Annotated in this window: 24 protein-coding genes; all 24 read left to right on the top strand. The window is 62.5% G+C overall.

From position 1 onward, the window contains the following. The first annotated feature begins 41 nt into the window (after positions 1-41). The 24 genes from EGJ09_RS21665 to EGJ09_RS21550 all read left to right on the top strand — a co-directional run bounded on the left by EGJ09_RS21665 (position 42) and on the right by EGJ09_RS21550 (position 26050). Positions 42-2939 carry a TIGR00180 family glycosyltransferase gene (locus tag EGJ09_RS21665; protein ID WP_125924743.1) on the top strand — a complete coding sequence of 966 codons (2898 nt, stop codon included), beginning with the start codon at positions 42-44 and terminating at the stop codon, positions 2937-2939. Positions 2940-3074: 135 nt separating this feature from the next. Continuing rightward, on the top strand, positions 3075-4076 hold the full coding sequence (pseB, locus tag EGJ09_RS21660; RefSeq protein ID WP_119687550.1) for a UDP-N-acetylglucosamine 4,6-dehydratase (inverting): 1002 nt from the start codon (positions 3075-3077) through the stop codon (positions 4074-4076). Continuing rightward, positions 4073-5254 (top strand): UDP-4-amino-4,6-dideoxy-N-acetyl-beta-L-altrosamine transaminase, encoded by a 1182-nt coding sequence (pseC, locus tag EGJ09_RS21655; RefSeq protein ID WP_119687549.1) that lies wholly within the window; start codon positions 4073-4075, stop codon positions 5252-5254. Before pseB ends, pseC begins: the two co-directional genes overlap by 4 nt. Continuing rightward, positions 5247-5972: a pseudaminic acid cytidylyltransferase gene (gene pseF / locus EGJ09_RS21650; RefSeq protein ID WP_125924742.1), complete on the top strand. Its 726-nt coding sequence runs from the start codon at positions 5247-5249 to the stop codon at positions 5970-5972. Before pseC ends, pseF begins: the two co-directional genes overlap by 8 nt. Beyond that, positions 5969-7447 (top strand): UDP-2,4-diacetamido-2,4,6-trideoxy-beta-L-altropyranose hydrolase, encoded by a 1479-nt coding sequence (gene pseG, locus EGJ09_RS21645; RefSeq protein ID WP_125924741.1) that lies wholly within the window; start codon positions 5969-5971, stop codon positions 7445-7447. The genes pseF and pseG overlap by 4 nt, the downstream gene beginning before the upstream one ends. Before the next feature lie 3 nt (positions 7448-7450). Further along, positions 7451-8503, top strand: coding sequence for a pseudaminic acid synthase (gene pseI, locus EGJ09_RS21640; RefSeq protein WP_119687546.1), 1053 nt, complete (start codon positions 7451-7453; stop codon positions 8501-8503). 280 nt (positions 8504-8783) lie between these two features. Then, positions 8784-9728, top strand: coding sequence for a ketoacyl-ACP synthase III (locus EGJ09_RS21635; protein WP_119689077.1), 945 nt, complete (start codon positions 8784-8786; stop codon positions 9726-9728). 53 nt (positions 9729-9781) lie between these two features. Beyond that, a complete protein-coding gene (locus tag EGJ09_RS21630; RefSeq protein ID WP_125924740.1) occupies positions 9782-11074 on the top strand; it encodes a motility associated factor glycosyltransferase family protein in 1293 nt (430 codons plus the stop codon). Then, positions 11071-11319: a hypothetical protein gene (locus EGJ09_RS21625; RefSeq protein WP_125924739.1), complete on the top strand. Its 249-nt coding sequence runs from the start codon at positions 11071-11073 to the stop codon at positions 11317-11319. The genes EGJ09_RS21630 and EGJ09_RS21625 overlap by 4 nt, the downstream gene beginning before the upstream one ends. 218 nt (positions 11320-11537) lie before the next feature. Beyond that, on the top strand, positions 11538-12392 hold the full coding sequence (locus EGJ09_RS21620) for a flagellin domain-containing protein (protein WP_012315533.1): 855 nt from the start codon (positions 11538-11540) through the stop codon (positions 12390-12392). A 71-nt stretch (positions 12393-12463) separates the two neighbouring features. Next, on the top strand, positions 12464-12817 hold the full coding sequence (locus tag EGJ09_RS21615) for a flagellar protein FlaG (protein ID WP_119687544.1): 354 nt from the start codon (positions 12464-12466) through the stop codon (positions 12815-12817). Positions 12818-12899: 82 nt separating this feature from the next. Beyond that, positions 12900-14315, top strand: a complete 1416-nt coding sequence (gene fliD / locus EGJ09_RS21610) for a flagellar filament capping protein FliD (RefSeq protein WP_119687543.1) — start codon at positions 12900-12902, stop codon at positions 14313-14315. 201 nt (positions 14316-14516) lie between these two features. Next, positions 14517-14912: a flagellar export chaperone FliS gene (gene fliS / locus EGJ09_RS21605; protein ID WP_039603508.1), complete on the top strand. Its 396-nt coding sequence runs from the start codon at positions 14517-14519 to the stop codon at positions 14910-14912. Positions 14913-14925: 13 nt separating this feature from the next. Further along, the gene (locus EGJ09_RS21600; protein WP_119687542.1) at positions 14926-15222 is read left to right on the top strand and encodes a flagellar protein FliT; all 297 of its coding nucleotides are present in this window, start codon (positions 14926-14928) and stop codon (positions 15220-15222) included. 165 nt (positions 15223-15387) lie between these two features. Further along, positions 15388-16863, top strand: a complete 1476-nt coding sequence (fleQ, locus tag EGJ09_RS21595) for a transcriptional regulator FleQ (protein ID WP_125924738.1) — start codon at positions 15388-15390, stop codon at positions 16861-16863. Positions 16864-17097: 234 nt separating this feature from the next. Then, positions 17098-18315 (top strand): PAS domain-containing sensor histidine kinase, encoded by a 1218-nt coding sequence (locus tag EGJ09_RS21590; protein ID WP_046785355.1) that lies wholly within the window; start codon positions 17098-17100, stop codon positions 18313-18315. After that, positions 18315-19691, top strand: coding sequence for a sigma-54 dependent transcriptional regulator (locus tag EGJ09_RS21585; protein ID WP_119689076.1), 1377 nt, complete (start codon positions 18315-18317; stop codon positions 19689-19691). The genes EGJ09_RS21590 and EGJ09_RS21585 overlap by 1 nt, the downstream gene beginning before the upstream one ends. Positions 19692-19831: 140 nt before the next feature. Next, the gene (gene fliE / locus EGJ09_RS21580; RefSeq protein WP_012315525.1) at positions 19832-20164 is read left to right on the top strand and encodes a flagellar hook-basal body complex protein FliE; all 333 of its coding nucleotides are present in this window, start codon (positions 19832-19834) and stop codon (positions 20162-20164) included. Between the two features lie 15 nt (positions 20165-20179). Next, positions 20180-21958 carry a flagellar basal-body MS-ring/collar protein FliF gene (fliF, locus tag EGJ09_RS21575; RefSeq protein WP_115274182.1) on the top strand — a complete coding sequence of 593 codons (1779 nt, stop codon included), beginning with the start codon at positions 20180-20182 and terminating at the stop codon, positions 21956-21958. Further along, positions 21951-22970 (top strand): flagellar motor switch protein FliG, encoded by a 1020-nt coding sequence (gene fliG, locus EGJ09_RS21570; protein ID WP_012315523.1) that lies wholly within the window; start codon positions 21951-21953, stop codon positions 22968-22970. Before fliF ends, fliG begins: the two co-directional genes overlap by 8 nt. 118 nt (positions 22971-23088) lie before the next feature. Further along, positions 23089-23853, top strand: coding sequence for a flagellar assembly protein FliH (gene fliH / locus EGJ09_RS21565; protein ID WP_012315522.1), 765 nt, complete (start codon positions 23089-23091; stop codon positions 23851-23853). After that, entirely contained in the window at positions 23843-25201 is a 1359-nt protein-coding gene (gene fliI, locus EGJ09_RS21560) for a flagellar protein export ATPase FliI (protein ID WP_125924737.1), read from the top strand. Before fliH ends, fliI begins: the two co-directional genes overlap by 11 nt. A gap of 6 nt (positions 25202-25207) precedes the next feature. Next, positions 25208-25660, top strand: a complete 453-nt coding sequence (fliJ, locus tag EGJ09_RS21555; RefSeq protein WP_119687540.1) for a flagellar export protein FliJ — start codon at positions 25208-25210, stop codon at positions 25658-25660. Positions 25661-25744: 84 nt separating this feature from the next. Further along, positions 25745-26050: an STAS domain-containing protein gene (locus EGJ09_RS21550; protein ID WP_012315519.1), complete on the top strand. Its 306-nt coding sequence runs from the start codon at positions 25745-25747 to the stop codon at positions 26048-26050. Positions 26051-26052: the final 2 nt, after the last annotated feature.

Genomic DNA, 26052 nt, shown 5'->3' with positions numbered 1-26052 from the left:
GTTCGATTTCTTCGGCGGCAACGCCAATGGTGGGTAAGACTATGCAAGGCAATTTCTCGGCAGACCAGGCAGCCACACTGCGCGAGCGGTTCACGCTGGTATTGATGACGCACAACCGGCCGGCGTTCCTGCAGCGCACGCTGCAGTATTACAGCGGCTATCGGTGCTCGATCCTCGTGCTGGATTCCTCGGGCGAATCGGCCGAGGTGATGGCCGCGCAGTACCCCGGCGTCGAGTACCTGCACCTGCCACAGTTTTCCTACCAGGGCTTCCAGGCCAAGCTGGCCTATGGCGTGGGCCGGGTGAACACGCCGTTCATGGCCTTCGCCGCTGATGACGATTTCCTGCTGTACGACGGGCTGAACCAGTCGCTGGACTTCCTTGAGGCCAACCCCGATTACGGCCTGTGCCATGGCTACTGTCTGAACTACCTGGCCGAAGCCACCCAGGTGAAGTACTACCGGCGTAACAAGAAGGTCCGTGAGGACTACAACGCTCCGCGCGCTGAACAGCGCCTGCTGGACTACATGGGTGAGTTCATCCCGCCCTTCTTCGCTGTCACCCGCACTGCATTGCTGCGCCAGTGGTTTGAGCTGCTGCCCGAGGGCACGAGCTTCGAGTGGCAGGAAATCGGCCACGCGTACTTCCTGCTGACCAACGCCAAAGCGCGGATCCTGCCAATCCCCTACGCGGTACGTGAAACCAACTACGGTGTCTCCGAGCATCAGACCGAGGTCATTCATGTGCTGGCCTTCACCGACGCCAAGTCGGTGGCCGAGCGCGAACAGTTTGCCGACTTCCTTGCCGGCCTGCCAACCGCCATCGAGGGGCTGGACCATGAGGCGCGGCGCCAGCTGGCCCTGGACAGCTTTGCAGTCACTGCCGAGGGGCTGTTCAAAGGCCGGGCGATGACCCTGGAGCTGATCTGGGAGTCAAGCTGGACCGACCCGCTGAACCCGCCGGTGCGTACCTTCCAGCCGTCCCAGTACGTGGAAATGCCGTTCTACAACCAGGCATTCTTCGATCAGCTTACGGCACTGGAGTTTCTGATCCATGCCATGCCGGCCGGGCGCCTGCAGTTGCAGCAACTGGAGCCGCTGCTATTGCGCCAGGAACAGCTGCTGCTGGCACAGCCCAGCGACACTTCGGGCACCGTACGTACCCGCTTGTGGGAGGCACTGCAGTGCAACGCGTTCAACCGTGAGGTGGTGCGGCACCTGGCCGGACACCTGCGTGACAGTGATGAGACCGAGGAGAGCGAGGCGCTGTTCGCTTGGCTGGCACGGCTTGAAGGCGTATTGAAGCAAAGCGGTCGCCAACTGCTTGGGAGCATGCATTCGGGTCGCCTGCTCGACTGGCTGGAGGCGCGCAAGCCGGACACCGCCGCGCTAGCGACCATCAACGAGCACCTGGCGCTGCATCAGGGTGGTCCGCAGTTCGGCATCCTGCTGTTGGACCTGGACAACAACATGGCCAAGCTCCAGGACACGTTCGACAGCCTGCTGGGCGGCCTGAGCAAGGCGTTCCGGATCATGGTCTTCACCACAGGCGAGCCGCCTGTGGCCACCTCGCTGCAGAACACCCTGCATTTCATCAAGGTCAGCCGCGAAGACTACGTCGAGCGGATCAACCAGATCGCCCGGCAGACGGCCTGCGAATGGCTGTTGCTGGCTGATGCGGGTGACCGTTTCACCGCCACCGGTCTTTTGCGCGCCAGCCTCGAGCTGCTGAACGCTCCCGATTGCCGAGCGGTCGCGGTAGACGAGATCCAGCAACAGGCCGATGGTGCCTGGCGTGAGCTGTTGCGCCCGGGGGTAAACCTGGACCTGCTGCAGGCCAATCCCGCGCTGATGGCACGCCATTGGCTGCTGCGTCGGGAGGTGCTGGTGGAGGCGGGTGGCTTCGACAAAGACTTTGCCGAGGCACTGGAGTTCGACCTGCTGCTGCGCCTGATCGAGCAGGGCGGCCTCAACGGGCTGGCCCATCTCGACGAGCCGATGCTGATCACCCCGGCACCGCAGGCCAAGGACAGCGAGCATGCCCGCCAGGCCTTGATGCGACACTTGGCCGGCCGTGGCTACAAGGCCCAGGTCAGTACGCCGCTGCCTGGCACCTTGCGTATCGACTACAGGCATGTCGAGCGGCCGCTGGTGAGCATCGTGCTGCGCAGCGAGGACAATCTGGACGAACTGCAGCGCTGCCTGAAGAGCATCCTGCAGCGCACTCGCTATGCGCGCTACGAGGTACTGATCGCCGACAACGCCAGTCAGTCACCGCAGTTGCTCGAATGGCTGGCGCAGCAGCAAGTTGGCAAGGTGCGCGTGCTGCAAAGTGCCGAGCGCCTGAGCGCGGCAGCGCTATGCAACGCTGCCAGTGCCGAGGCCAAGGGGCAATACCTGATATTGCTGGCGGCGGACGCCGAAGTGGTCAATGCCAACTGGATCGAAGCGTTGCTCAACCAGGCGCAGCGTCCGGAAGTAGGCGTGGTCGGTGCCAAGCTGCTCGATACTGACGGCAAGCTTGCCCAGGCGGGCTTGCTGCTGGACGCCGAAGGCGCAGTTGCGCCAGCTTTTGCCGGTGAGGCCGCCAATGCCATGGGTTACCTGAATCGGCTGGCGGTCGAGCAGAACTGCCCAGCGGTCTCGGCGAGCTGCCTGATGGTCCGTAGCGAAGTCTTCCGTGCTCTGGAGGGGCTCGACGAAACCACGTTCGCCCATGCCCATGGTGATGTCGACCTGTGCCTGAAAGCAGCCGCGGCCGGCCTGCTGACAGTCTGGACGCCACAGGTGCAGGTGATTCACCCCGGCGTGGTCGCCGAGGACGAGGCGGCGCTGGCGGCATTGCGTGCCAAATGGTCGGCGCAGTGGCAAGGTACAGTCCAAAGCCAGGTGCTTGCCCCCGGCAAGGCGGCGCTGGACTGGGCCGGGCTGATCGCCTGACGCGGGACTGGCCTGCATCTTGCTTCGAGCTGGTTCATTGGGGGCGCGAGTCAGAAATCTGTACGCTGTGCGCCCTGCCTTACAGTGCAATCGGGCGCCTTCGTCAGCTGACGGCGCCGCCCCTAGGAACCAGGTATGTTCGACGACAAGTCCATTTTCATCTCCGGGGGGACCGGGTCGTTCGGGCGCCGCTTCATCGAGCGGTTGCTTGAGCGCTACCGCCCACGGCGCGTCGTGGTGTTCTCCCGCGACGAGTTGAAACAGTATGAGATGCAGCAGCGTTTCAACGCGCCGTGCATGCGCTATTTCCTGGGCGATGTCCGTGATGCCGAGCGCGTGCGCCAGGCCATGCGCGGTATCGACTATGTGGTTCATGCCGCCGCGCTCAAGCATGTGCCCGCGGCCGAATACAACCCCACCGAATGCATCCGCACCAACGTCAATGGTGCCGAAAACATCATCGCCGCGGCGATCGAGAATGGCGTGCAGAAGGTCGTCGCACTGTCCACCGACAAGGCGGCCAGCCCGATCAACCTGTATGGTGCGACCAAGCTGCTGTCCGACAAGCTGTTCGTGGCCGCCAACAATTTTGCCGGCCAACAGGACACCCGCTTTGCGGTTGTGCGCTATGGCAATGTGGCGGGCTCCCGGGGCTCGGTGGTGCCATTCTTCAAGCGCCTGATCGAGGAGGGTGCCCACGAGCTCCCCGTCACTGACCCGCGGATGACGCGCTTCTGGATCACCCTCGACCATGGCGTACAGTTCGTGCTCGACAGCTTTGCCCGCATGCACGGGGGGGAAGTGTTCGTGCCCAAGATCCCATCCATTCGCATCGTCGACCTGGCGCGCGGCATGGCCGGGCACTTGCCGCAGAACGTGGTCGGCATCCGCCCGGGGGAAAAGCTGCACGAACTGATGATCCCGCTGGACGATGCGCGGATGACCCTTGAGTTTGGTGATCATTTCACCATCGTTCCGTCGATCCGCTTCAACCATACGGATGTGGATTTTGCGATCGATTGCGTGGGTGAAACCGGGCGCTGGGTTGCCGAGGATTTCGAGTACCGTTCCGATACCAATCCCGCCTTCCTCACCGTGGACCAGCTGGCAGACCTGCACGCAGGCTTGCCAGCATGATCCCCTATGCTCGGCAGAGCATCGATCAGGCGGATATCGCCGCGGTCGTAGAGGTGCTGCAGTCCGACTGGCTGACTCAGGGGCCACTGATCGAGCACTTCGAGCAGGCTATGGCCCAGCGTTGTGGCGCAACGCACGCGGTAGCTGTGTGCAACGCCACTGCGGGGCTGCACCTTGCCTGCCTCGCCGCTGGCCTGGGGAGCGGGGACTGGCTATGGACCAGCCCCATCAGTTTTGTCGCATCAGCCAACTGTGGGCGCTACTGCGGCGCCGGTGTCGATTTCGTCGATATCGACCCGCACACCTGGACTATCGACGCCCAGGCACTTGCGCTGAAACTCGAGCAGGCCGCCCGGGAGGGGCGCCTGCCCAAGGTAGTAGTCGCCGTGGCCTTTGCCGGGCAAAGCGCCGACATGCGTTCGATCGCGGTGCTGGCCCGGCAGTATGGCTTTACCCTTATCGAGGACGCTGCCCACGCGGTCGGCGCACGTTACGCGGGCAAGCCGGTCGGCTGTGGCGAATATGCCGACATGACGGTGTTCAGCTTTCACCCGGTAAAGATCATCACCACGGCCGAGGGCGGCATGGTGCTTACCGCGCGTGCCGATCTGGCCGCGCGTTTGCGCAGGCTGCGCAGTCACGGGATCAGCCGTGACCCGGGCCAAATGACCGAAGAAAGCCATGGTGCCTGGTACTACCAGCAACTTGAACTGGGCTTCAACTATCGCATCACCGACCTGCAAGCTGCCCTGGGGCTGTCTCAACTGACCCGGCTGGATGCGTTCCTTGCCCGTCGCCGCGAGTTGGCGGCTCGCTATCAGCGCTTGCTGGCGCACCTGCCCGTGAGCGTCCAGGCACCTCAGCAGGATGCCGAGTCCGCCTGGCATCTGTTCGTGGTGCGCCTTGAGTGTGATCGTATCCCGCGTTCACACCGGGAGATTTTCGATGGGATGCGGGCTGCAGGAGTTGGGGTCAACCTTCATTACATTCCCATTCACCTGCAACCCTATTACCGCGACCTGGGCTTCAAACAGGGCGATTTTCCGCAGGCCGAAAGTTACTACGCACAAGCCCTGAGCCTGCCAATGTACCCGCAGCTGACTGACGCTCAGCAGGATCAAGTGATCGCCAGCCTGTGCGGGTTGCTGAAGTTGCCGGTGGGCTGCGTGAATGCCTGAGCGAATGGAAACCAACGTCGCGATCATCCCGGCCCGTGGAGGCAGCAAACGGATCCCTGGCAAGAACCTCAAGATGTTCGCCGGGCTGCCGATCATTGCCCACTCGATCCAAGTGGCACTGGCCAGTGGCTTGTTCGAACAGGTGGTGGTCAGCACCGACGACCCTGAAATAGAGGCGGTGGCACGGGAATACGGTGCGCAGGTGCCGTTCCGTCGGCCGGCGCACCTGGCTGACGATCATGCTACCACCCAGGCTGTGGTCAGCCACGCCCTGCAGGCAATGGCCAGCCAGGGCCATGTCCTGACCCATGCCTGTTGCATCTACGCCACTGCGCCTTTCGTGCAGCAGCGTTACTTGCAACAGGGGTTGGCGTTGTTGCGGCAACACCCTGAGCGCTCTTTCGCCTTTTCGGTGAGCAGCTTCGGTTTCCCGGTACAGCGGGCGCTGTCGCTCGACGATCAGGGTGCGCTTGTGCCTCTGTACCCACAGTATCGTGAGACCCGGTCTCAGGACCTTGCACCGGCCTATCAGGATGCTGGCCAGTTTTACTGGGGGCGGGTGCAGGCCTGGTTGCAGAACGAGGCCCTTCATTCCGAGCGGAGTTTGCCAGTGATCATCCCCCGGCATCTGGTTCAGGACATCGACAGCGAGGAAGACTGGTTGCGCGCGCAGTACCTGTACGCAGCGCTCAAAGCGGGCGGGGAGCTGGCGCCATGAAGGTGCTGGTACGTGCTGATGCCTCTTCATCGATTGGCGTCGGCCACACGGCGCGCTGCCTGACGCTGGGCAAAGCCCTCCGAGAGCTCGGTGCGCAGGTGAGCTTTGCCTGTTGCCTGCTTGACGGTCATCGCCGGGCCGCCATCGAGCAGGAGGGTTTCGAGGTCTTTGCATGGCCGCAGCGCGAGGAAAAAAAACCGGGCATCGAACCCTGGGCCGCGGATATCGCGGCGCTGCGTGATGTGCTGCCGGCACAGGCCCGATTCGACTGGCTAATCGTCGATCATTACGCCTTGGACGCCCGCTGGGAGCAGGCAGCCCGGGCGTTCGCCCGGCGCATCGCGGTCATCGATGACCTGGCTGATCGTGATCATGCCGCCGACCTGCTGCTGGATCAGAATTTCAGTGCCAGCGAGGCGCTCTACGCGCCGCGGCTGGCAACGGAGTGCCGGCGCTTGCTGGGGCCACGCTATGCGCTGGTGGGGCCGGCGTTTCAGGGGGCGGCGATATCGCCGCCCCTGCAGGCACGAAGGGTGCTGGTGAGTTTCGGTGGCTTCGATGTGGCTGGCATGCTGCCCAAGACCTTGCAGGCGCTGTCCGGGCTGGAAGGGTTGCAGGTCACCTGCATCGCTGGGCTCGGGCATCGCCAGAGTGAGCTGCTGGCCCAGTTGTGCGACGCGCGGGCGGGTTGGGAGCTGCATGACTATGTCGACGATCTGCCAATGCGGATGGTTGCGGCAGACTTGTTCATCGGCGCCGGCGGCGGTACTACCTGGGAGCGCGCCGCGCTGGGCTTGCCGAGCCTGTGCGTGAGCGTGGCAGACAACCAGCGGGCCAATGCCCAGGCCATGGCTCGGGCGGGCATGCACCTTTACCTGGGTGAGGCTGGGCAGGTCCAGGTGCCTGCGCTGCGCCAGGCGATTGCCTTGTTGCTGAGCAATCAGGCCCTGCGCCAGAGCTTCGCCGAGCGCAGTCGGGCACTGGTCGATGGCCTGGGGGCGCAGCGGGTGGCGGTGGCCTTGCTGGGGGCAGGGCTTGCGCTACGTCCGGCCAGCAGTGAAGACGCGCGGCTTTTGTTCGACGGGCGCAACGCGCCCGAGGTACGTCGCCGTTCGCAGCAGGCGCGGGAGCTGGACTGGGCGGGGCATCTGGCCTGGCTGGCTGCTACGCTGGCTGATCGGCAGCGTTTGCTGCTGATCGCCGAGACAGGCGACGGGCCGGTGGGCTGTGTTCGCTACGACCGCTTGCCCGGGCAGCGGGCGAAGGTGTCGTTGTATCTCTTCGCGGGGCGTTGCGGGCTGGGTTGGGGCAGAGCGTTGCTCGCCCGTGGCGAGGCCTGCGTGCGTGAGTTCTGGCCGGACCTGCGTGCGATCGAGGCCCAGGTGCTGCCCGACAATCAGGCGTCATTGCAATTATTCGCGGGTGCCGGCTTCGCTAAGTCGCCGTGCTCGTTCGAGCGGGTATTCCAGGAGTAGCCCATGAACAGATTCAACATCGGGCACCGCTGTGTCGGCCCGGACCAGCCACCGCTGGTGATCGCGGAGATGAGTGGCAATCACAACCAGTCGCTGGCCCGGGCACTGGAGATCGTCGAAGCGGCCGCCGCCGCCGGCGCCCATGCGCTGAAGCTGCAGACCTACACTGCCGACACCATGACCCTGGACCTGGCGCATGGTGAGTTTTTCATCGCCGACCCGAACAGCCTCTGGTCTGGCTCATCGCTGTATGCGCTGTATGAAAAGGCCCATACCCCCTGGGAGTGGCACCCAGCGATCTTCGAGCGCGCTCGTGAGCTGGGCATGCTGGTGTTCTCCACGCCGTTCGACGAAACGTCGGTGGATTTCCTCGAAAGCCTGGATGTGCCGGCCTACAAGATCGCCAGCTTCGAGAACACCGATCTGCCGCTGATACGCAAAGTGGCGGCCACTGGTAAACCTATGATCATTTCCACCGGCATGGCCAGCCTCGCGGAACTCGAACGTACCGTGCGGGTGGCGCGCGAAGGAGGGTGTCGCGACCTGGTGCTGCTCAAGTGCACCAGTACCTACCCGGCCAGCCCGCAGAACAGCAACGTACTGACCATCCCGCACATGCGCGAGCTCTTCGGTTGTCAGGTCGGGCTGTCGGATCACTCCATGGGGGTTGGGGTTGCCGTGGCGGCAGTGGCCCTGGGGGCGACGGTGGTGGAAAAGCACTTCACGCTTGACCGTGCCGATGGCGGCGTGGATGCGGCATTTTCCCTGGAACCCCAGGAAATGGCAGCGCTGGTGCTGGAAACCGAGCGTGCCTGGCAGTCGCTGGGGCGGGTGCACTATGGCGCGACCCAGGCCGAGGAGGCCTCGCGGCGTTTCCGCCGCTCGCTGTATGTAGTGCGTGACATGGCTGCTGGCGAGGTCTTCGACCGTAGCAACGTGCGCGCCATCCGCCCAGGTTTGGGGCTGGCGCCAGGCCATCTCGATGCGGTGCTTGGCCGCAAGGCCAGGCAACCACTCAAGCGCGGTACGCCCCTGGACTGGCAACTGCTCGACTGAAAGTTGGCTCCAGCCGGGGCCAGGTTTGCCCTGCATGGCAAACTCGCAAGCGCTATGACGACGTGACGCGGCCAGGCAAAATATGCGATTGTCTTGAAATATTCGTGACCTATCGGTCAGAGCGGGCATCTCCTTCTGTAACCGTTAATGGGGCAGGTGTGCAATTGCCGCCTGCCACCCTGCCTGTCGCCACTCCACCTGGGCGGCAGATCCCGTTCTTCAGGCGCCGCTCGAGTCATCCGGGCGGTGGTATTGAGCTGTTATTTATTGGGAAGCCATGATGATCGGCATTAAAAGCATCGCGAGCTATGTGCCCGCTTCCGGCCTGGACAACTATGTACAAGGCGCGAAATTCGGCAAGGACGAAGAGTTCATGTTCGGCAAGATCGGCGCAAGCTTCCTGCCGCGCAAGGACGATGAGCAGGAGACTTCCGATCTGTGTGTCGAAGCGGTCAACAACCTGTTCGCCGCTAACCCGCAACTCAAGCGCGAGGCGATCGATGCGCTGATCGTCGTCACCCAGAACGGTGACGAGGAAGGCTTGCCTCACACCGCTGCCATCGTCCAGCACAAACTCGGTCTGCCGACCCATGTCGCGGCCTTCGACATTTCCCTGGGCTGCTCCGGCTACGTCTATGGCATTTACGCGCTCAAAGGCTTCATGGAAGCCGCAGGCCTGAAGAATGGCCTGCTGGTGACGGCCGATCCGTACTCCAAGATCGTCAACACAGAAGACCGCAATACCACCATGTTGTTCGGCGACGCGGCCACTGCCACCTGGATGGGTGAGGGCGCTACCTGGCAACTGGGCAAGGCGAAGTTCGGTACCGACGGTGCTGGTGCGCCGCACCTGAAGGTGACTGATGGCGAGTTCTTCATGAACGGTCGTCAGGTCTTCAACTTCGCTCTGATCAAGGTGCCGGCGCATCTGCATGAGCTGCTGCGCGAGTCAGGGCTGGAAAACAAGGATATCGACGCCTTCTGCATCCATCAGGGCAGTGCGGCGATCGTCGATGCCGTGGCACGACGCTTCGAGGAAGACCCGGAAAAGTCCCAGGCCGACAAGTTCATCAAGGACATGCTGGAGACCGGTAATACCGTGTCATCGAGCGTTCCGCTGCTGTTGCAGAAGCACATGTTCGACAGTGCCTGGAAGCGCGTGGCCATTAGCGGCTTCGGTGTCGGCCTGTCGTGGGGCTCGGCGGTTCTCTACAAGGCTGAATAAGCGCTGCCAGTCGGGTACTCTTCGGTGTTTCGCAGGTAAGGGAAGCTCAACCCATGAGCGAGTTTTTCCAGCGTAACGCTGAAGTGCTGCAGGCCCGCTGGCCGGCACTGTACGAGCGCCTGCAAGGCGAGGCGTGTAGTGCGCTCGAGGTCGAGCTGGTGGAGGGGCTGGGGTCTACCCTGAGCGTGTGTGGCATCCAGCTCACAAGTCGTCACGATCGTCTTGCCGAGGCGCGCCTGCAGGCCGCGAGCCTGCCTGAAGACAGTTCCACTCTTCATCTCTATGGCAGTGGGCTGGGTGACTTGCAGCGCGTGCTGCTGGAGCGGCCTGGGCTCGTGCGGTTGCAGGTGTACCTGCTCAATGGCGCACTGTTCCAGCTGGTGCTGCAACTGCTGGATCAGTCCGACTGGCTTGCCGACCCGCGCGTCGAACTGGCCTATGCCGGCGACAGCGCGGAAATCGCCTTGCCGTTCTTCGCCTTGCCTTCCGAACGGGTGCTGGCCGATGACTTCAATGCGAAGGTGCGCGACCGTCTGATCAGCGAGGCCCACCTGGCAGACAGCAATCGCGCTTTCGATGTGGCCGACCCGCGCTTGCAGAAGCTGCTCGAAGACAGTTTGCCGTTGTTGCGCCACGACCCTGATGTGGCCGCGCTGTTCGGTAGCCAGGCCGGGCGTGACTGCTATGTGATTGCCACCGGGCCAACCTTGGCCGGGCACCTGTCTGCATTGGCAAGGGTGCGCGCTCAGGCCGAGCGGCCACTGTTCATCTGCGTCGACACCGCTTATATCCCCCTGCTGCGCGCCGGAATCCAGCCTGACATCGTGGTCAGTGTCGACCATAAAATCCGCCTCCATCACTTGCCGCCGCAAGACTCGGCTGCGACCACCCTGGTCTACATGCCGATGCTGGACGTCGAGCTGCTCGGTAATTGGCGTGGGCCACGCTACACAGCCTATTCCGGCAGTGCGCTGTATGCACAGGTGCGCCAAGCCATACCGCGCGCCGAGTTGTTCGTTGGGGGAAGCGTGATTCACCCTGCTACGGACCTGGCTGTGAAGATGGGGGCCGTGCGCATTACGTTTTTCGGCGCTGATTTCGCCTTCCCGGGTGGTCGCACCCACACAGGCTGGGACGATGGCGTACTCGGCCCGGCGATTGCGGCGGCGCAGCACTGGGTGCTGGATGGCCATGGCCAGCGGGCACGTACCCAGCTTAACTTCCGCAGTTACCTGATTGAGCTTGAGCGGTTCATTGCGCGCCATCCCCAGGTGCGGTTCCACAACACCAGTCGTGCCGGCGCGCACATCGCCGGCACCACTTTCGATCCGGAGTTCTGTTCATGAATGCTGCCGATCAAGGGCGCGCGGCGCGCGAATGCGCCACGCTGTTACGCCTTGGGCGGGATGTGGAGGCGGCGTTGCGTATGGTCGAGCTGTTCGATGAGGTATTGCCGCAGGTCGATCCAAAAGCGGGGGCGGTGGTCATGCAGGCCATGCTCGATGCCCAGCAGCGCCAGGACTGGCTGGCGCTGGCCGATTACCTCGAATATGAGCTGCTGCATCTGATCGAGCAGGCGGCCTCGCGCTGAAGTGTGAGCTGTATCACACTTCGTGGTTGGCGAAAGCATCGCGGGGAACGGCTGTAAAGCCCGGTTTGCAAGGGGGGGGCGTGGTGATGGCATTTTTTTTTGGAAAAGCCCTAAAGCAACTTGCAAACCCGACGATAACCATTACGAAGGTTCTCTAGGCCACACCCGGCGGACGCCAGGGCCGGAAGCCGCAGTATCCATCCAACGAGGAATTCGTCATGGCTTTAACCGTAAACACCAACACCACTTCGCTGGGCGTGCAGAAGAACCTGAACAAAGCTTCCGACGCGCTGAGCACTTCGATGACTCGCCTGTCTTCCGGCCTGCGTATCAACAGCGCTAAAGACGATGCTGCTGGTCAGCAGATCGCCAACAAGCTGCAGACCATGGTTACCGGTACCACCGTTGCCATCAAGAACGCCAACGACGGTAACTCGATCACCCAGACCGCTGAAGGCGCGCTGTCGGAAATCACCAACATCCTGCAGCGTATGCGTGAACTGGCTCTGCAGGCACGTAACGACTCCAACGGCACCACTGAACGCGCTGCTCTGAACAAAGAATTCGCGGCCAAGTCCGACGAGATCACTCGTATCGCGACCTCCACCACCTTCGGTACCAGCAAGCAACTGCTGAACGGCACCGCTGGCACCATGGAGTTCCAGGTTGGCGCGATGACTGGTACCAGCCAGATCCTGAGCGTTTCGATGACTTCCTCGTTCGCTGCTTCGACCCTGGCTGTCGGCACTGGCACCCTGGCGATCTCGGGTACTTCCGACTCCGCCGTTCACACCTCCGTCGACGCCGCCATTACCGCGATCGACGCTGCTCTGCAGACCGTTGACACCAAGAAGTCGGACCTGGGTGCTATCCAGAACCGCTTCCAGTCGACCATCAACAACCTGCAAAGCATGAACGAAAACTCGGCTGCCGCCATGGGCCGAGTTCAGGACACCGACTTCGCCGCAGAAACCGCTCAGCTGACCAAGCAGCAGACCCTGCAGCAAGCTTCGACCTCTGTTCTGGCTCAGGCTAACCAGCTGCCATCCGCCGTACTGAAACTGCTTCAGTAATAGCGCGATGAAGTTCGGCGAGGGAGTGCTCATGCGCTCTCTCGCTTTTTACTTTTTAAAGGTGATGTGCGATGGACATAAGCGTCAAGTCAAGCCCGTCGTATCCGGTGTCGTCGCTGGTTGGCAACACCGAGCACAATACAGCTGCTGACAAGGTTTCAGGTCAGCTGCGCAAGACATTGCAGCAAGACGCTCCCAAGAGCGAGGCCGAGTTACAATCGGCCGTCAAGGAAATTCAAGATTTTGTCCAGTCGTTGCAGCGCAACCTGGAGTTTTCGGTGGATGATTCCACCGGCAGGTGGATCGTCAAGGTCGTTGCCCGCGATAGCGGTGAGGTGATCCGTCAGATCCCGTCGGAAACAGCGCTGGAGCTGGCCCGAAGCCTGCAAGATGTCAATAGTTTGCTCTTCGATGAGAAAGTCTGACAGCCGGCCGGTCATTTGAATTGTTGCACCGGCGCTGATCAGGCAACTCTGCGTTTGGGCGTTAACCAGAAAGGAGGATGTAATGGCAAGTCCAATTCTACCGAGTTTGGGGCTGGGTTCCGGTCTCGATACCTCGGCCATTGTGAAGGCCCTGGTTGATGCCGAAAAGACTCCCAAGCAGAGCCAGCTCGACCGCCGCACGTCGGCGAACACCGCATCGATTTCGGCGGTGGGTAGCCTCAAAAGTGCGTTGACCGCCTACAAGACGGCGCTGGAGAAGCTTAACGACAGTGCCAACCCTGCGTTTCTCGGGTCGACGGCAGCCTCCTCCAACGACAAGTACGTCAAGGCCACGGCAGGCAGTGCGGCAGTCAACGGCAGCTATTCGATCCAGGTTACCCAGCTGGCCACGGCGTCGCGCGTAGCCAGTCAGCGTTTCACCGACAGCAGCTCGGTTGTTTCCGCCAGTGGTGGCACGTTGACCATCACCCAGAATAGCGTCGACTTCGATGTGACCATTCCGGCCAACGCTACGCTGCAGCAGGCGCGTGATGCGATCAACGCCCAGGCGAGCGGCAAGGGCTTCACCGCCAACATCGTTAACGACGGTACCGGTTCGCGGTTGGTGTTGAGCTCCGAAACCATGGGCGAAGGTTCGGACATCTCTACTTCGGGGATCGCTGACCTGACCATCGACCCAGCAACGCAGATGGCCGATGCGGGCGGTGCTGGCCGTATCGGCGAACTCGCAAAAGATGCCGAGTTCGATATCGATGGCATGAAGCTCACCAGCAAATCGAACAAGGTCGATAACGCGATCAGTGGCATGACGTTCGAACTGCTGTCCAAGACCGAAACGCTCAGCCCGGTCAGCGTCACCGTGGCTGCCAACACTGAGGGCCTGAAAAAGTCGGTGCAGTCGTTCGTCGATGCCTATAACGCGTTGGTGAATACGATAAACAGTGTGAGTGTGTCGACCAAGGCGGCAGACGGCAGCTGGAACACTCCGGCTCTGTCGGGTGACCCGGCAGTGCGCAGCATGCTGTCGGCCATGCGTAATGAGCTGGTGGTCTCCGGTACCGGTGGTTCGGGGCAATTGACGGTACTTTCGCAGTTGGGGATCAATACCGCTCAGAGTAGCGGCCTGCTGGAGTTCGACAGCACCAAGTTCACCAAGGCGATCAATGATCAGAAGCTTGGTGGCGAGGTGCAGAACCTGTTCAATGGTGACGGCGGCCTGCTCGATCGCATGGTCAAGACCATGGAGCCATTCTCTGCGTCCGGTGGTGTGCTGGATGAGCGCAACAAGTCGCTTGAGGTTGCCAAGAAAAGCCTGAGCATGGAGCAAAGCTCTCTGGATGCCCGCATCAAGGACCTGGAAGCGTCGCTGACCAAGAAGTACAACACCATGGACACCCTGGTTGGGCAGCTCAATGCTCAGCGCGACAGCGTCGTTTCCATTTTTGAAGCAATGGCAGCGCAACAGAAGAACTCCTGATCTGCCTGAGGCTTCATGGCAAGGTCGCGGCGTCACACTGTATGGCGCCGCGCGCGTGTTACGATGTAGGCACGGTAAACAAACGCCAAAAGCCCGACGAAGCGTGACGCTTGGTCGGGCTTTTTTGTATTCTCCCTAAAGTTTTTTGACGCCGCGCCGATAGCCCGGTCATACAGCAACCCCGTGGTGACGAGGTACCCCATGAATCCAATGTTAGCCCTTCGGCAGTACCAGAAGATTGGCGCCCAGGCGCAGACCTCTGAAGCGAGCCCGCATCGTTTGGTGCAAATGCTGATGGAGGGTGGCCTGGACCGCATTGCCCAGGCCAGTGGCGCGATGCAGCGCAAGGACATCGCCGGCAAGGGCATCGCGATAGGCAAGGCTATTGGCATCATTGGCGGCCTGCGCGAAGGTCTGGACCGTGACAACATGACTGACGAGCTCAATCGTCTCGACAGCCTCTACCTGTACATGACTCGTCGTCTGAGTGAGGCCAATATCCAGAACGATCCGGCGATCCTGGACGAGGTCAGGGACTTGCTGAGCACTGTCAAGGAAGGCTGGGACGCGATCGGCCCACAGTCGATGGTCCCCTGAGCCGGGAGGTTTTATGAGCAAGGTGATCGAGGGTATCGAGCGGACTCGCAGCGAGTTGCTTGCCGCATTGGCCAGCCGTGACTGGGATGCGGTAGGTGAGCTTGACCTGAAGTGCCGTCTTTGTGTCGAGGACGTTCTGGCTGAGGCGCTCAGCAATGAAGACGCGGTACGCTCGAGCCTTGAGGGCCTGCTAGCGGTCTACGGGAAGTTAATTGAAGTTGCAAGCGGTGAGCGTCAATCGATAGTCGACGAGATGGTGCAAATCCGTCAGGCGAAAAACGCCGCTAAGGTATACCATCTGTTCACTTGACCACAGATGTCCTAAAAGCCATGCGCCATTAATTTGACTGCATGCTTTTTTTTGACTTTACTAGTGGCTGTTTTCGAATTTCAGACGTCCGAACACTGACCATTCAGTCTGAATGATGTCGAGCACGCCCTCGGGCGCCGATATGACTAGGGAAGTTGCTATTGCATGTGGCGTGAAACCAAGATTCTCCTGATCGATGACGACAGCGCCCGCCGCCGCGATCTGGCGGTGGTTCTGAACTTCCTCGGCGAAGAAAACCTGCCCTGCTCCAGCCATGATTGGCAGCAGGTGGTGGGGGCATTGTCTTCCAGCCGTGAAGTGCTCTGCGTGCTCATCGGAACCGTGAATGCTCCAGGCAATGTGCTTGGGTTGCTTAAGACAGTGGCCGGGTGGGATGAGTTCCTTCCCGTATTGCTGATCGGCGAAATTTCTTCTGCGGATTTCCCCGAAGAGCTTCGCCGTCGCGTGCTGGCCAACCTTGAGATGCCGCCCAGCTACAGCCAGCTGCTCGACTCCCTGCACCGTGCCCAGGTCTATCGCGAGATGTACGACCAGGCCCGTGAGCGTGGCCGTCAGCGCGAGCCCAACCTGTTCCGCAGCCTGGTGGGCACCAGCCGCGCCATCCAGCATGTTCGGCAGATGATGCAGCAGGTCGCCGATACCGACGCCAGCGTGCTCATTCTTGGTGAGTCCGGTACTGGCAAGGAGGTGGTCGCGCGCAACCTGCATTACCACTCCAAGCGCCGCGAAGCGCCGTTCGTGCCGGTCAATTGCGGGGCGATCCCGGCCGAGTTGCTGGAAAGCGAACTGTTCGGCCACGAGAAGGGTGCGTTCACCGGCGCCATCACCAGCCGTGCCGGGCGTTTCGAGCTGGCCAATGGCGGCACCCTGTTCCTTGACGAGATCGGCGACATGCCGCTGCCGATGCAGGTCAAGCTGCTGCGTGTGCTGCAGGAGCGTACTTTCGAGCGGGTGGGCAGCAACAAGACCCAGAGCATTGACGTGCGCATCATCGCCGCGACCCACAAGAACCTCGAGACCATGATCGAGGGTGGGACCTTCCGCGAAGACCTGTACTACCGCCTCAACGTGTTCCCGATCGAGATGGCGCCGTTGCGTGAGCGTGTGGAAGACATTCCGCTGCTGATGAACGAGCTGATTTCGCGCATGGAGCATGAGAAGCGCGGCTCGATACGCTTCAACTCTGCTTCGATCATGTCGCTGTGCCGGCATGGCTGGCCGGGCAACGTGCGCGAGCTGGCCAACCTGGTCGAGCGCATGGCGATCATGCACCCGTACGGGGTGATTGGTGTGTCGGAGCTGCCGAAGAAATTCCGCTACATCGACGATGAAGACGAGCAGTTGGTCGACAGCCTGCGCAGCGACCTCGAAGAGCGCGTGGCGATCAACGGCCACGCGCCGAGCTTTGCCAACCATGCCATGCTGCCGCCTGAGGGCCTGGACCTGAAGGATTACCTGGGCAGCCTGGAGCAGGGGCTGATCCAGCAGGCGCTGGACGACGCCAACGGTATCGTGGCGCGGGCGGCTGAACGTTTGCGTATTCGGCGTACCACCTTGGTGGAGAAGATGCGCAAGTACGGCATGAGCCGCCAGGGCGGTGAGGAGCAGGCTGAAGATTGACTTCGCCTGTACCGCCACAATCGCCGGCAAGCCCACATGGATTTGCGCCGGCTTTAAGAAATTTTGCTTGCACAGGTAAAGCGCAAACCTGAAGAGCAGCGCGGTCGTGGTGGGAGCCGGCTTGCCGGCGATAGGGCCCGAGCAGGCAGCACAAACCCCCATCCCCGGCACGGCTATTGCTACACCGCTGGCATCACACCGTTTTTATGACGGTCAGCCACGCGAGAGAGCACGATGCCCCAGGCCGCCCATGTTTCCCGAGTCCCTGATCCGCAGGGGCCTACCCCCGTCGAACAGGAGAGTCGACAGGGGCTTGAGCAGGCGTTCGCCCTGTTCGACCAGGTCTCCACCCAGCTCAACCAGTCCTACAGCATGCTCGAGGCCCGCGTCAGCGAACTCAAAGGCGAGTTGGCGGTGGTCGGCGCCCAGCGCATGGCCGAGCTGAACGAGAAAGAGCGCCTGGCCAATCGCTTGCAGAACCTGCTGGCCCTGCTGCCCGGCGGGGTGATCGTCATCGATGACCAGGGCCTGGTGCGCGAAGCCAATCCGGCGGCCTGTGAGCTGTTGGGTGAACCCTTGCTCGGCCAGTTGTGGCGCCAGGTGATCGCCCGCAGCTTCGCCCCGCGCAAGGATGACGGGCATGAGGTGTCACTGCGCGATGGCCGTCGCCTGTCCATTGCCACGCGTTCGCTGGATGCCGAGCCAGGCCAGCTGGTGCTGCTCAATGACCTGACCGAAACCCGTCGCCTGCAAGACCAGTTGGCACGCCATGAGCGCCTGTCGTCGCTGGGGCGCATGGTTGCTTCGCTGGCCCATCAGATACGCACGCCGCTGTCGGCAGCCATGCTCTATGCCAGCCACCTGGCGCAAGACGAGCGTGAGCTTGCGCCAGAGACCCGCCGGCGTTTCGCCGGCAGCCTCAAGGAACGTCTGCACGAATTGGAGCACCAGGTGCGCGACATGCTGGTGTTCGCCCGCGGCGAGCTGCCACTGGGTGACCGGTTGAGCCCAAAGGGCCTGTTCCAGGCCTTGCAGCAGGCTGCCCAGCCTCATGTCCAGGGCCATGCCGTGCGTTGGCAGTGCGACAGCCACCTGGGTGAGTTGCTGTGCAATCGCGACACCCTGGTCGGTGCCATGCTCAACCTGATCGAGAATGCCCTGCAGGCAAGCGTTGGCGCTGCGCGGCTCAAAGTGCACCTGTATCGGCGCGCGCACACCCTGCACCTGTGCGTCAGCGATGCCGGCAGCGGCATCGATGCCGACCTGTTGGGTCGGCTGGGTGAGCCGTTCCTGACCACCAAAGCTACCGGCACCGGGCTCGGCTTGGCGGTGGTCATGGCCGTGGTGCGGGCGCACCACGGCAAGTTGCAGCTGCGCTCCAGGGTAGGGCGTGGCACCTGCGTCAGGGTGGAGTTGCCGTTGATCGGCGGGCAGCCTGCGGAGGTCGCATGATGCTCATCAAGGTGCTGCTGGTCGAGGATGACCGCGCGTTGCGCCAGGCACTTGGCGATACCCTGGAGATCGGCGGTTTTGCCTATCGCGCTGTCGGCAGCGCGGAAGAAGCGCTGGAGGCAGTGAAAAGCGACGCGTACAGCCTGGTCATTAGTGATGTGAACATGCCGGGAATGGATGGGCATCAGTTGCTGGCGCACCTGCGCCGCCAGCACCCGCAATTGCCGGTGCTGCTGATGACCGCTCACGCTGCCGTGGAGCGCGCTGTCGAGGCGATGCGCCAGGGCGCTGTGGATTACCTGGTCAAACCCTTCGAGCCCAAGGCGCTGCTGAGCCTGGTCGAGCGCCATGCCGCCGGGCGCCTGAGCGCGGTCGAGGACGAAGGGCCGGTGGCCAGCGAGCCTGCCAGCCGCCAATTGCTGGAGCTTGCTGCGCGTGTGGCCCGCAGCGATTCGACCGTACTCATCTCGGGTGAGTCGGGCACCGGCAAGGAAGTGCTTGCGCGGTACATTCACCAACAGTCGCCGCGTGCAGCGCAGCCATTTGTCGCGATCAACTGCGCGGCCATCCCGGACAACATGCTCGAGGCGACCTTGTTCGGTCACGAGAAAGGAGCCTTCACCGGCGCCATTGCGGCGCAGGCCGGCAAATTCGAGCAGGCCGAGGGTGGCACCTTGCTGCTCGACGAGATTTCCGAAATGCCTCTGGGCCTGCAGGCCAAGCTGTTGCGTGTCTTGCAGGAACGTGAGGTCGAGCGGGTAGGGGGGCGCAAGCCGATTGCCCTGGACATCCGCGTGCTGGCAACCAGCAATCGCGACATGGCCGGTGAAGTGGCGGCCGGGCGGTTCCGCGAAGACCTGTTCTATCGCCTGTCGGTGTTCCCGTTGGCCTGGCAGCCGCTGCGTGAGCGTGCCGGTGACATCCTGCCGCTGGCCGAGCGCTTGCTGGCGCGGCATGTGGCGAAGATGAAGCATGCGCCGGTGCGCCTGTCTGCTGCGGCGCAGGCCTGCCTGCAGGCCCATGCCTGGCCAGGCAATGTGCGTGAGCTGGACAACGCTTTGCAGCGGGCGCTGATCCTGCAGCAGGGCGGGGTGATCGAGGCGGCGGATTTTTGTCTGGCCGGCGCCATTCCCTTGTCGGCGGTTGCACCAGCCGCGGCGTTGCCCGTGGCGGTCGAGCCGGCAGGTGAGGCCGGTGGCCTGGGCGATGACATGCGCCGCCATGAGTTCCAGATGATCATCGACACCTTGCGCGCCGAGCGCGGTCGCCGCAAGGAGGCTGCCGAGCGGCTTGGCATCAGCCCGCGTACCCTGCGCTACAAGCTGGCACAAATGCGCGATGCCGGGCTCGACGTGGAAGCCAGCCTGTACGGGTGAGCTACAAGCTACAAGCAAGCGCAAGAGCACCGCAGCCTGGCTTGAAGCTTGAAGCTTTCAAAGGCTGGCACTGTTGTTGCTTAGAGAGGCTATCCGCCGCATGAGTGTCAAAAAAATGCGGCCGCCGGAGAGAGAAGTTCATGAGCCAAGGTGTTGAATTCAATCGTCTGATGCTGGACATGCGTGCCATGCAGGCCGATGCCATGTCGCTGCCAAAAGCCACTGCCGCCCCCGAATTGGCAGAAGGCCAGAGCAGCTTCGCTGACATGCTCGGCCAGGCCATCGGCAAAGTGCACCAGACCCAGCAGGCGTCGACCCAGCTCGCCAATGCTTTCGAGATCGGCAAGAGTGGTGTCGACCTGACCGACGTGATGATCGCCTCGCAGAAAGCCAGCGTTTCCATGCAAGCGCTGACCCAGGTACGCAACAAGCTGGTCCAGGCGTACCAGGACATCATGCAGATGCCGGTTTGAGGACGGAAGTAAGTCATGGCTGAAGCAGTCGTCGATAACGCCCCCGCCAAAAGTGGCCCGCCAGCGTCCAAACCGCCGCTGTTCGGCATGGCGTTTCTGGAAAACATCTCGCAGATGCCCATGCTGCGTCAGGTCGGCCTGCTGGTCGGGTTGGCGGCGAGCGTGGCGATCGGCTTCGCCGTGGTGCTGTGGTCGCAACAGCCGGACTACCGCCCGCTGTATGGCAGCCTGGCGGGCATGGACACCAAGCAGGTCATGGATACCCTGGCCGCTGCAGACATCCCCTACAATGTCGAGCCCAATTCCGGTGCTCTGCTGGTCAAGGCCGACGACCTCTCCCGTGCGCGCCTGAAACTGGCAGCCGCCGGCGTTGCGCCAAGCGACGGCAATGTTGGCTTCGAACTGCTCGACAAAGAGCAGGGCCTGGGTACCAGCCAGTTCATGGAAGCTACCCGTTACCGTCGCAGCCTGGAAGGCGAGTTGGCCCGTACGGTCTCCAGCCTGAACAACGTCAAGGCGGCGCGCGTGCACCTGGCGATCCCGAAAAGCTCGGTGTTCGTGCGCGATGAGCGCAAGCCAAGCGCCTCGGTCCTGGTCGAACTGTACCCGGGCCGTTCGCTGGAAGCCGGCCAGGTGATGGCGATCGTCAACCTGGTCGCCACCAGCGTGCCCGAGCTGGACAAGTCGCAGGTCACCGTGGTCGACCAGAAGGGCAACCTGCTCTCCGACCAGTTGCAGGACACGGCGTTGACCATGGCTGGCAAGCAGTTCGACTACAGCCGCCGCATGGAAGGCATGCTCACCCAGCGTGTGCACAACATCCTGCAACCCGTCTTGGGTAACGACCGTTACAAGGCCGAGGTGTCGGCCGACCTTGACTTCAGTGCGGTGGAGTCCACTTCCGAGCAGTTCAACCCGGACCAGCCGGCGCTGCGCAGCGAGCAGTCGGTCAACGAGCAGCGCGCCAGCAGTTCGGGGCCGCAAGGTGTGCCGGGCGCGCTGAGCAACCAGCCGCCGGCAGGTGCCGCAGCGCCTGAAAACGCCACCGCCGCAGCCCCTGCTGCCGGTGCCATCCAGCCTGGCCAGCCGCTGGTGGATGCCAATGGCCAGCAGATCATGGACCCGGCCACCGGCCAGCCAATGCTCGCGCCATACCCGGCCGACAAGCGTCTGCAGACCACCAAGAACTTCGAATTGGACCGCTCGATCAGCCACACCCGCCAGCAGCAGGGTCGCCTGACCCGTCTGTCGGTGGCGGTAGTGGTCGATGACCAGGTCAAGGTCGACGCCGCCGGCGAGACCACCCGCGCGCCGTGGGGCGCCGAAGACCTGGCGCGCTTCACCCGCCTGGTACAGGACGCCGTTGGCTTCGATGCCAGCCGTGGCGACAGCGTGACGGTGATCAACGTGCCGTTCGCCGCCGACCGGGGCGAAGAAATCGCCGACATCGCGTTTTACCAGCAGCCTTGGTTCTGGGACATCGTCAAGCAGGTGATGGGCGTGGTGTTCATCCTGGTACTGGTGTTCGGCGTGCTGCGCCCGGTACTCAACAACATCACTGGCGGCGGCAAGCAGGCTGCTGCAACGGACAGCGACATGGAGCTGGGCGGCATGATCGGTCTGGATGGCGAACTGGCCAACGACCGCGTCAGCCTGGGTGGCCCGACAAGCATTCTGTTGCCAAGCCCGAGCGAGGGTTACGAGGCACAGCTCAACGCAATCAAAGGCCTGGTGGCCGAAGACCCGGGCCGTGTCGCCCAGGTCGTGAAAGAGTGGATCAACGCCGATGAGTGATAACCGAGCCGTTACCGCCAAGCTGAGCCGCACCGACAAGGCGGCAATCCTTTTGCTCTCGCTGGGTGAGACCGATGCCGCCCAGGTACTGCGGCACATGGGTCCCAAAGAAGTGCAGCGGGTCGGTGTGGCCATGGCTCAGATGGGCAACGTGCACCGCGAGCAGGTCCAGCAGGTGATGAGCGAGTTCGTCGAGATCGTCGGCGACCAGACCAGCCTGGGCGTAGGTTCCGACGGTTATATCCGCAAGATGCTCAACCAGGCCCTGGGCGAGGACAAGGCCAACGGCCTGATCGACCGCATCCTGCTGGGCGGCAACACCAGCGGCCTGGACAGCCTCAAGTGGATGGAACCACGGGCGGTGGCGGATGTGATCCGCTTCGAGCACCCGCAGATCCAGGCCATCGTGGTCGCCTACCTCGACCCCGATCAGGCTGGCGAAGTGCTGAGCAACTTCGACCACAAGGTGCGCCTGGACATCATCCTGCGCGTGTCGTCGCTCAACACCGTTCAGCCTGCCGCGCTCAAGGAACTGAACCAGATTCTCGAGAAGCAGTTCTCGGGGAACTCCAATGCCGCACGCACCACCCTGGGTGGCATCAAGCGCGCCGCCGACATCATGAACTTCCTCGACAGCTCTGTGGAAGGTGCGCTGATGGACTCGATCCGCGAGGTCGACAACGACCTGTCGGAGCAGATCGAAGACCTGATGTTCGTCTTCAACAACCTGGCCGATGTCGACGACCGTGGCATCCAGGCGCTGCTGCGCGAAGTGTCCTCCGATGTGCTGGTGGTGTCGCTCAAAGGTGCCGACGAGCGGGTCAAGGACAAGATTTTCAAGAACATGTCCAAGCGTGCTTCGGAACTGCTGCGCGACGACCTCGAGGCCAAGGGCCCGGTGCGCGTCAGCGACGTGGAAACGGCGCAGAAGGAAATCCTCACCATTGCCCGACGCATGGCCGAGGCCGGCGAGATCGTGCTCGGCGGCAAGGGCGCCGAGGAAATGATTTAAGCGGCAAGCCACAAGCTGCAAGCTACAAGGGAAAGCCAGACGCTGCACAGCCTGCTTCTTCTTGCAGCTTGCAGCTAACAGCTTGCAGCTCATCCCGCTTTCAACACCAGGCATGCCAATGTCCAGCAAAGAAACTCACCCCAGCGACCTGATTCGTGCACGTGACCTGGAAGGCGTCGATGTGTGGGCACTGCCCAGCTTCGACCCTGAGCCGGAACCGGAGCCGGAACCGGAACCCGAAATCATCGAGGAAGAGGTCGAGGAAGTGCCGCTGGAGGAAGTCCAGCCACTGACCCTTGAAGAGCTCGAAGCGATCCGGCAGGAGGCCTACAACGAAGGTTTTGCCACCGGCGAGCGCGAGGGCTTTCACAGCACCCAGTTGAAGGTGCGACAGGAGGCTGAGGAGGCGCTCAATGCCCGGCTGGCTGACCTGGAACAACTGATGGCACACCTGCTCGAGCCTATCGCCGAACAGGACACACAGATCGAGAAGACCCTCGTTCACCTTGTGGCGCACATGGCGCGCCAGGTGATCGGTCGCGAACTGCGCAGCGACTCCAGTCAGATCACCCAAGTACTGCGTGAAGCGTTGAAGCTGCTGCCCATGGGGGCGGACAATATCCGCATTCACCTCAATCCCCAGGATTTCGAGCTGGCCAAGGCCCTGCGCGAACGCCATGAGGAGAGCTGGAAGCTGCTTGAGGATGACGCCCTGTTACCCGGGGGGTGCCGCATCGAGACCGCGCACAGCCGCATCGACGCGACCATGGAAACCCGTATCGAAAAGGCCGTGGCCCAGCTGTTCGACCAGTTGCACGACCAGTCCCTGCACCCGGCGGCGCCGGATGTATCGATCGAGTTGGGCGCCAACGATGCGCCTTGACCGCACCAGCTTCGGCAAACGCCTGGGTAGCTACGCCGAGGCGATCAAGCTGCCCGTGCAGCCGGTGGTCGAAGGCCGCCTGCTGCGCATGGTCGGCCTTACCCTGGAGGCCGAGGGGCTGCGCGCCGCAGTGGGCGCACGCTGCCTGGTGATCAATGACGACTCGTACCACCCGGTGCAGGTCGAAGCCGAAGTCATGGGCTTTGCTGGCAGCAAGATCTTCCTCATGCCGGTCGGCAGCATCGCCGGTATCGCGCCCGGGGCGCGGGTGGTGCCACTGGACGACAGCGGCCGTTTGCCCATGGGCATGAGTATGCTCGGCCGGGTGCTCGATGGCGCCGGTCGCGCCCTGGACGGCAAGGGCGGGATGAAGGCCGAGGATTGGGTGCCGATGGACGGCCCGATCATCAACCCGCTCAACCGCGACCCTATCAGCCAGCCACTGGACGTGGGCATTCGCAGCATCAACGGCCTGCTCACCGTCGGCCGGGGCCAGCGCCTGGGCCTGTTCGCCGGTACCGGTGTCGGTAAGTCGGTGTTGCTCGGCATGATGACTCGCTTCACCGAAGCCGAAATCATCGTGGTTGGCCTGATTGGCGAGCGGGGCCGCGAGGTGAAGGAGTTCATCGAGCATATTCTGGGTGAAGAGGGGCTCAAGCGATCGGTGGTGGTCGCATCCCCGGCCGACGACGCGCCGTTGATGCGTTTGCGCGCGGCCATGTATTGCACGCGCATTGCCGAGTACTTCCGCGACAAAGGCAAGAACGTCCTGTTGCTGATGGATTCGCTGACCCGTTTTGCCCAGGCCCAGCGTGAAATTGCCTTGGCAATCGGCGAGCCGCCCGCTACCCGTGGTTATCCGCCATCAGTGTTCGCCAAGCTCCCCAAGCTGGTGGAGCGCGCCGGTAACGGTGAGCCGGGTGGTGGCTCGATCACGGCCTTTTATACCGTATTGTCCGAAGGTGACGACCAGCAGGATCCGATTGCCGACTCGGCGCGGGGCGTGCTCGATGGCCACTTCGTCTTGTCCCGGCGGCTGGCCGAGGAAGGCCATTACCCCGCTATCGACATCGAAGCCTCGATCAGCCGGGTAATGCCCCAGGTGGTCGATGCCAATCACCTGCGCCAGGCGCAAAAATTCAAGCAGCTGTGGTCACGCCTGTCGCAAAGCCGCGACCTGATCAGTGTTGGCGCCTATGTGGCAGGCGGCGATCCGGAAACCGATCTGGCCATTGCCCTGCAGCCAAAACTGGTGGACTTCCTGCGCCAGGGGCTGGATGAAAATGTCGGTATGGACCAGAGCCGACAGCAGTTGGGGGCGATCTTCACGCCTCCGGCGAACGGTTGATAGGCCATGAGTACGCCAAGCCGTGCCGCGCGCCTGGCGCCAGTGGTGCAGATGGCCGAGGAGGCCGAACGCAAGGCAGCCCAGCGGCTGGGGCACTTTCAGCAGTTGGTGGCTCAGGCCCAGGCCAAGCTGGCCGAACTCGAGTCGTTTCGTGAGGGCTACCAGGCGCAATGGATCGACCGCGGTGGCCAAGGCGTCAATGGCAGTTGGCTGGTCAACTACCAGCGCTTTCTGGGGCAGCTTGAAACGGCCATGACCCAGCAGCGCCAGAGCCTGACATGGCACCAGAGCAACCTGAAGAACGCCAGGGGCACCTGGCAGCAAGCCTATGCCCGGGTAGAGGGCCTGCGCAAACTGGTGCAGCGTTACCTGGAAGAGGCGCGGCGGGCCGAGGACAAACGCGAGCAGCGCTTGCTGGATGAATTATCACAGCGGTTGCCAAGGCAAGGCCACATCTAGCTTGCAGCTTGCAGCTTGCAGCTCTGCCCCCCGCCTGCTAAACCTTGAACTGTTGCATTCGCCATCATCGAAGGAATCGCTAGCATGGCAGTCGAGACTGATTTTTCGCAGGACGAGAAAAAGCTGACGATCAAGATCAAAGGCCGCTTCGATTTCGGTAAGCATCAGGAGTTTCGCGATGCCTACGAGCGCCAGCCCAAGCGCCCGGACTCGGTGGTGGTCGACCTCAAAGACACCACTTACCTGGACAGCTCCGCCCTCGGCATGTTGCTGCTGCTGCGCGATCACGCCGGTGGCGATGAATCGGACGTGCGCGTGGTGCATGCCAGTTCAGATGTGCGCAAGATCCTTGCCATCTCCAATTTCGACAAACTGTTCGCTATCAGTTGAGC

The sequence above is a fragment of the Pseudomonas sp. p106 genome (assembly GCF_003936645.1).
GTDB classification, from domain to species: Bacteria; Pseudomonadota; Gammaproteobacteria; order Pseudomonadales; family Pseudomonadaceae; genus Aquipseudomonas; species Aquipseudomonas putida_E.
The sequence above is the reverse complement of the archived record's forward strand: the minus strand, read 5'-3'. Positions and strand labels throughout refer to the sequence as shown.

Excerpts from the sequence above, each read along its gene's own strand:
- EGJ09_RS21665 (WP_125924743.1), top strand. The coding sequence starts at position 42 with ATGCAAGGCAATTTCTCGGCAGACCAGGCAGCCACACTGCGCGAGCGG.
- pseB (WP_119687550.1), top strand. The coding sequence starts at position 3,075 with ATGTTCGACGACAAGTCCATTTTCATCTCCGGGGGGACCGGGTCGTTC.
- pseC (WP_119687549.1), top strand. The coding sequence starts at position 4,073 with ATGATCCCCTATGCTCGGCAGAGCATCGATCAGGCGGATATCGCCGCG.
- pseF (WP_125924742.1), top strand. The coding sequence starts at position 5,247 with ATGCCTGAGCGAATGGAAACCAACGTCGCGATCATCCCGGCCCGTGGA.
- pseG (WP_125924741.1), top strand. The coding sequence starts at position 5,969 with ATGAAGGTGCTGGTACGTGCTGATGCCTCTTCATCGATTGGCGTCGGC.
- pseI (WP_119687546.1), top strand. The coding sequence starts at position 7,451 with ATGAACAGATTCAACATCGGGCACCGCTGTGTCGGCCCGGACCAGCCA.
- EGJ09_RS21635 (WP_119689077.1), top strand. The coding sequence starts at position 8,784 with ATGATCGGCATTAAAAGCATCGCGAGCTATGTGCCCGCTTCCGGCCTG.
- EGJ09_RS21630 (WP_125924740.1), top strand. The coding sequence starts at position 9,782 with ATGAGCGAGTTTTTCCAGCGTAACGCTGAAGTGCTGCAGGCCCGCTGG.
- EGJ09_RS21625 (WP_125924739.1), top strand. The coding sequence starts at position 11,071 with ATGAATGCTGCCGATCAAGGGCGCGCGGCGCGCGAATGCGCCACGCTG.
- EGJ09_RS21620 (WP_012315533.1), top strand. The coding sequence starts at position 11,538 with ATGGCTTTAACCGTAAACACCAACACCACTTCGCTGGGCGTGCAGAAG.
- EGJ09_RS21615 (WP_119687544.1), top strand. The coding sequence starts at position 12,464 with ATGGACATAAGCGTCAAGTCAAGCCCGTCGTATCCGGTGTCGTCGCTG.
- fliD (WP_119687543.1), top strand. The coding sequence starts at position 12,900 with ATGGCAAGTCCAATTCTACCGAGTTTGGGGCTGGGTTCCGGTCTCGAT.
- fliS (WP_039603508.1), top strand. The coding sequence starts at position 14,517 with ATGAATCCAATGTTAGCCCTTCGGCAGTACCAGAAGATTGGCGCCCAG.
- EGJ09_RS21600 (WP_119687542.1), top strand. The coding sequence starts at position 14,926 with ATGAGCAAGGTGATCGAGGGTATCGAGCGGACTCGCAGCGAGTTGCTT.
- fleQ (WP_125924738.1), top strand. The coding sequence starts at position 15,388 with ATGTGGCGTGAAACCAAGATTCTCCTGATCGATGACGACAGCGCCCGC.
- EGJ09_RS21590 (WP_046785355.1), top strand. The coding sequence starts at position 17,098 with ATGCCCCAGGCCGCCCATGTTTCCCGAGTCCCTGATCCGCAGGGGCCT.
- EGJ09_RS21585 (WP_119689076.1), top strand. The coding sequence starts at position 18,315 with ATGCTCATCAAGGTGCTGCTGGTCGAGGATGACCGCGCGTTGCGCCAG.
- fliE (WP_012315525.1), top strand. The coding sequence starts at position 19,832 with ATGAGCCAAGGTGTTGAATTCAATCGTCTGATGCTGGACATGCGTGCC.
- fliF (WP_115274182.1), top strand. The coding sequence starts at position 20,180 with ATGGCTGAAGCAGTCGTCGATAACGCCCCCGCCAAAAGTGGCCCGCCA.
- fliG (WP_012315523.1), top strand. The coding sequence starts at position 21,951 with ATGAGTGATAACCGAGCCGTTACCGCCAAGCTGAGCCGCACCGACAAG.
- fliH (WP_012315522.1), top strand. The coding sequence starts at position 23,089 with ATGTCCAGCAAAGAAACTCACCCCAGCGACCTGATTCGTGCACGTGAC.
- fliI (WP_125924737.1), top strand. The coding sequence starts at position 23,843 with ATGCGCCTTGACCGCACCAGCTTCGGCAAACGCCTGGGTAGCTACGCC.
- fliJ (WP_119687540.1), top strand. The coding sequence starts at position 25,208 with ATGAGTACGCCAAGCCGTGCCGCGCGCCTGGCGCCAGTGGTGCAGATG.
- EGJ09_RS21550 (WP_012315519.1), top strand. The coding sequence starts at position 25,745 with ATGGCAGTCGAGACTGATTTTTCGCAGGACGAGAAAAAGCTGACGATC.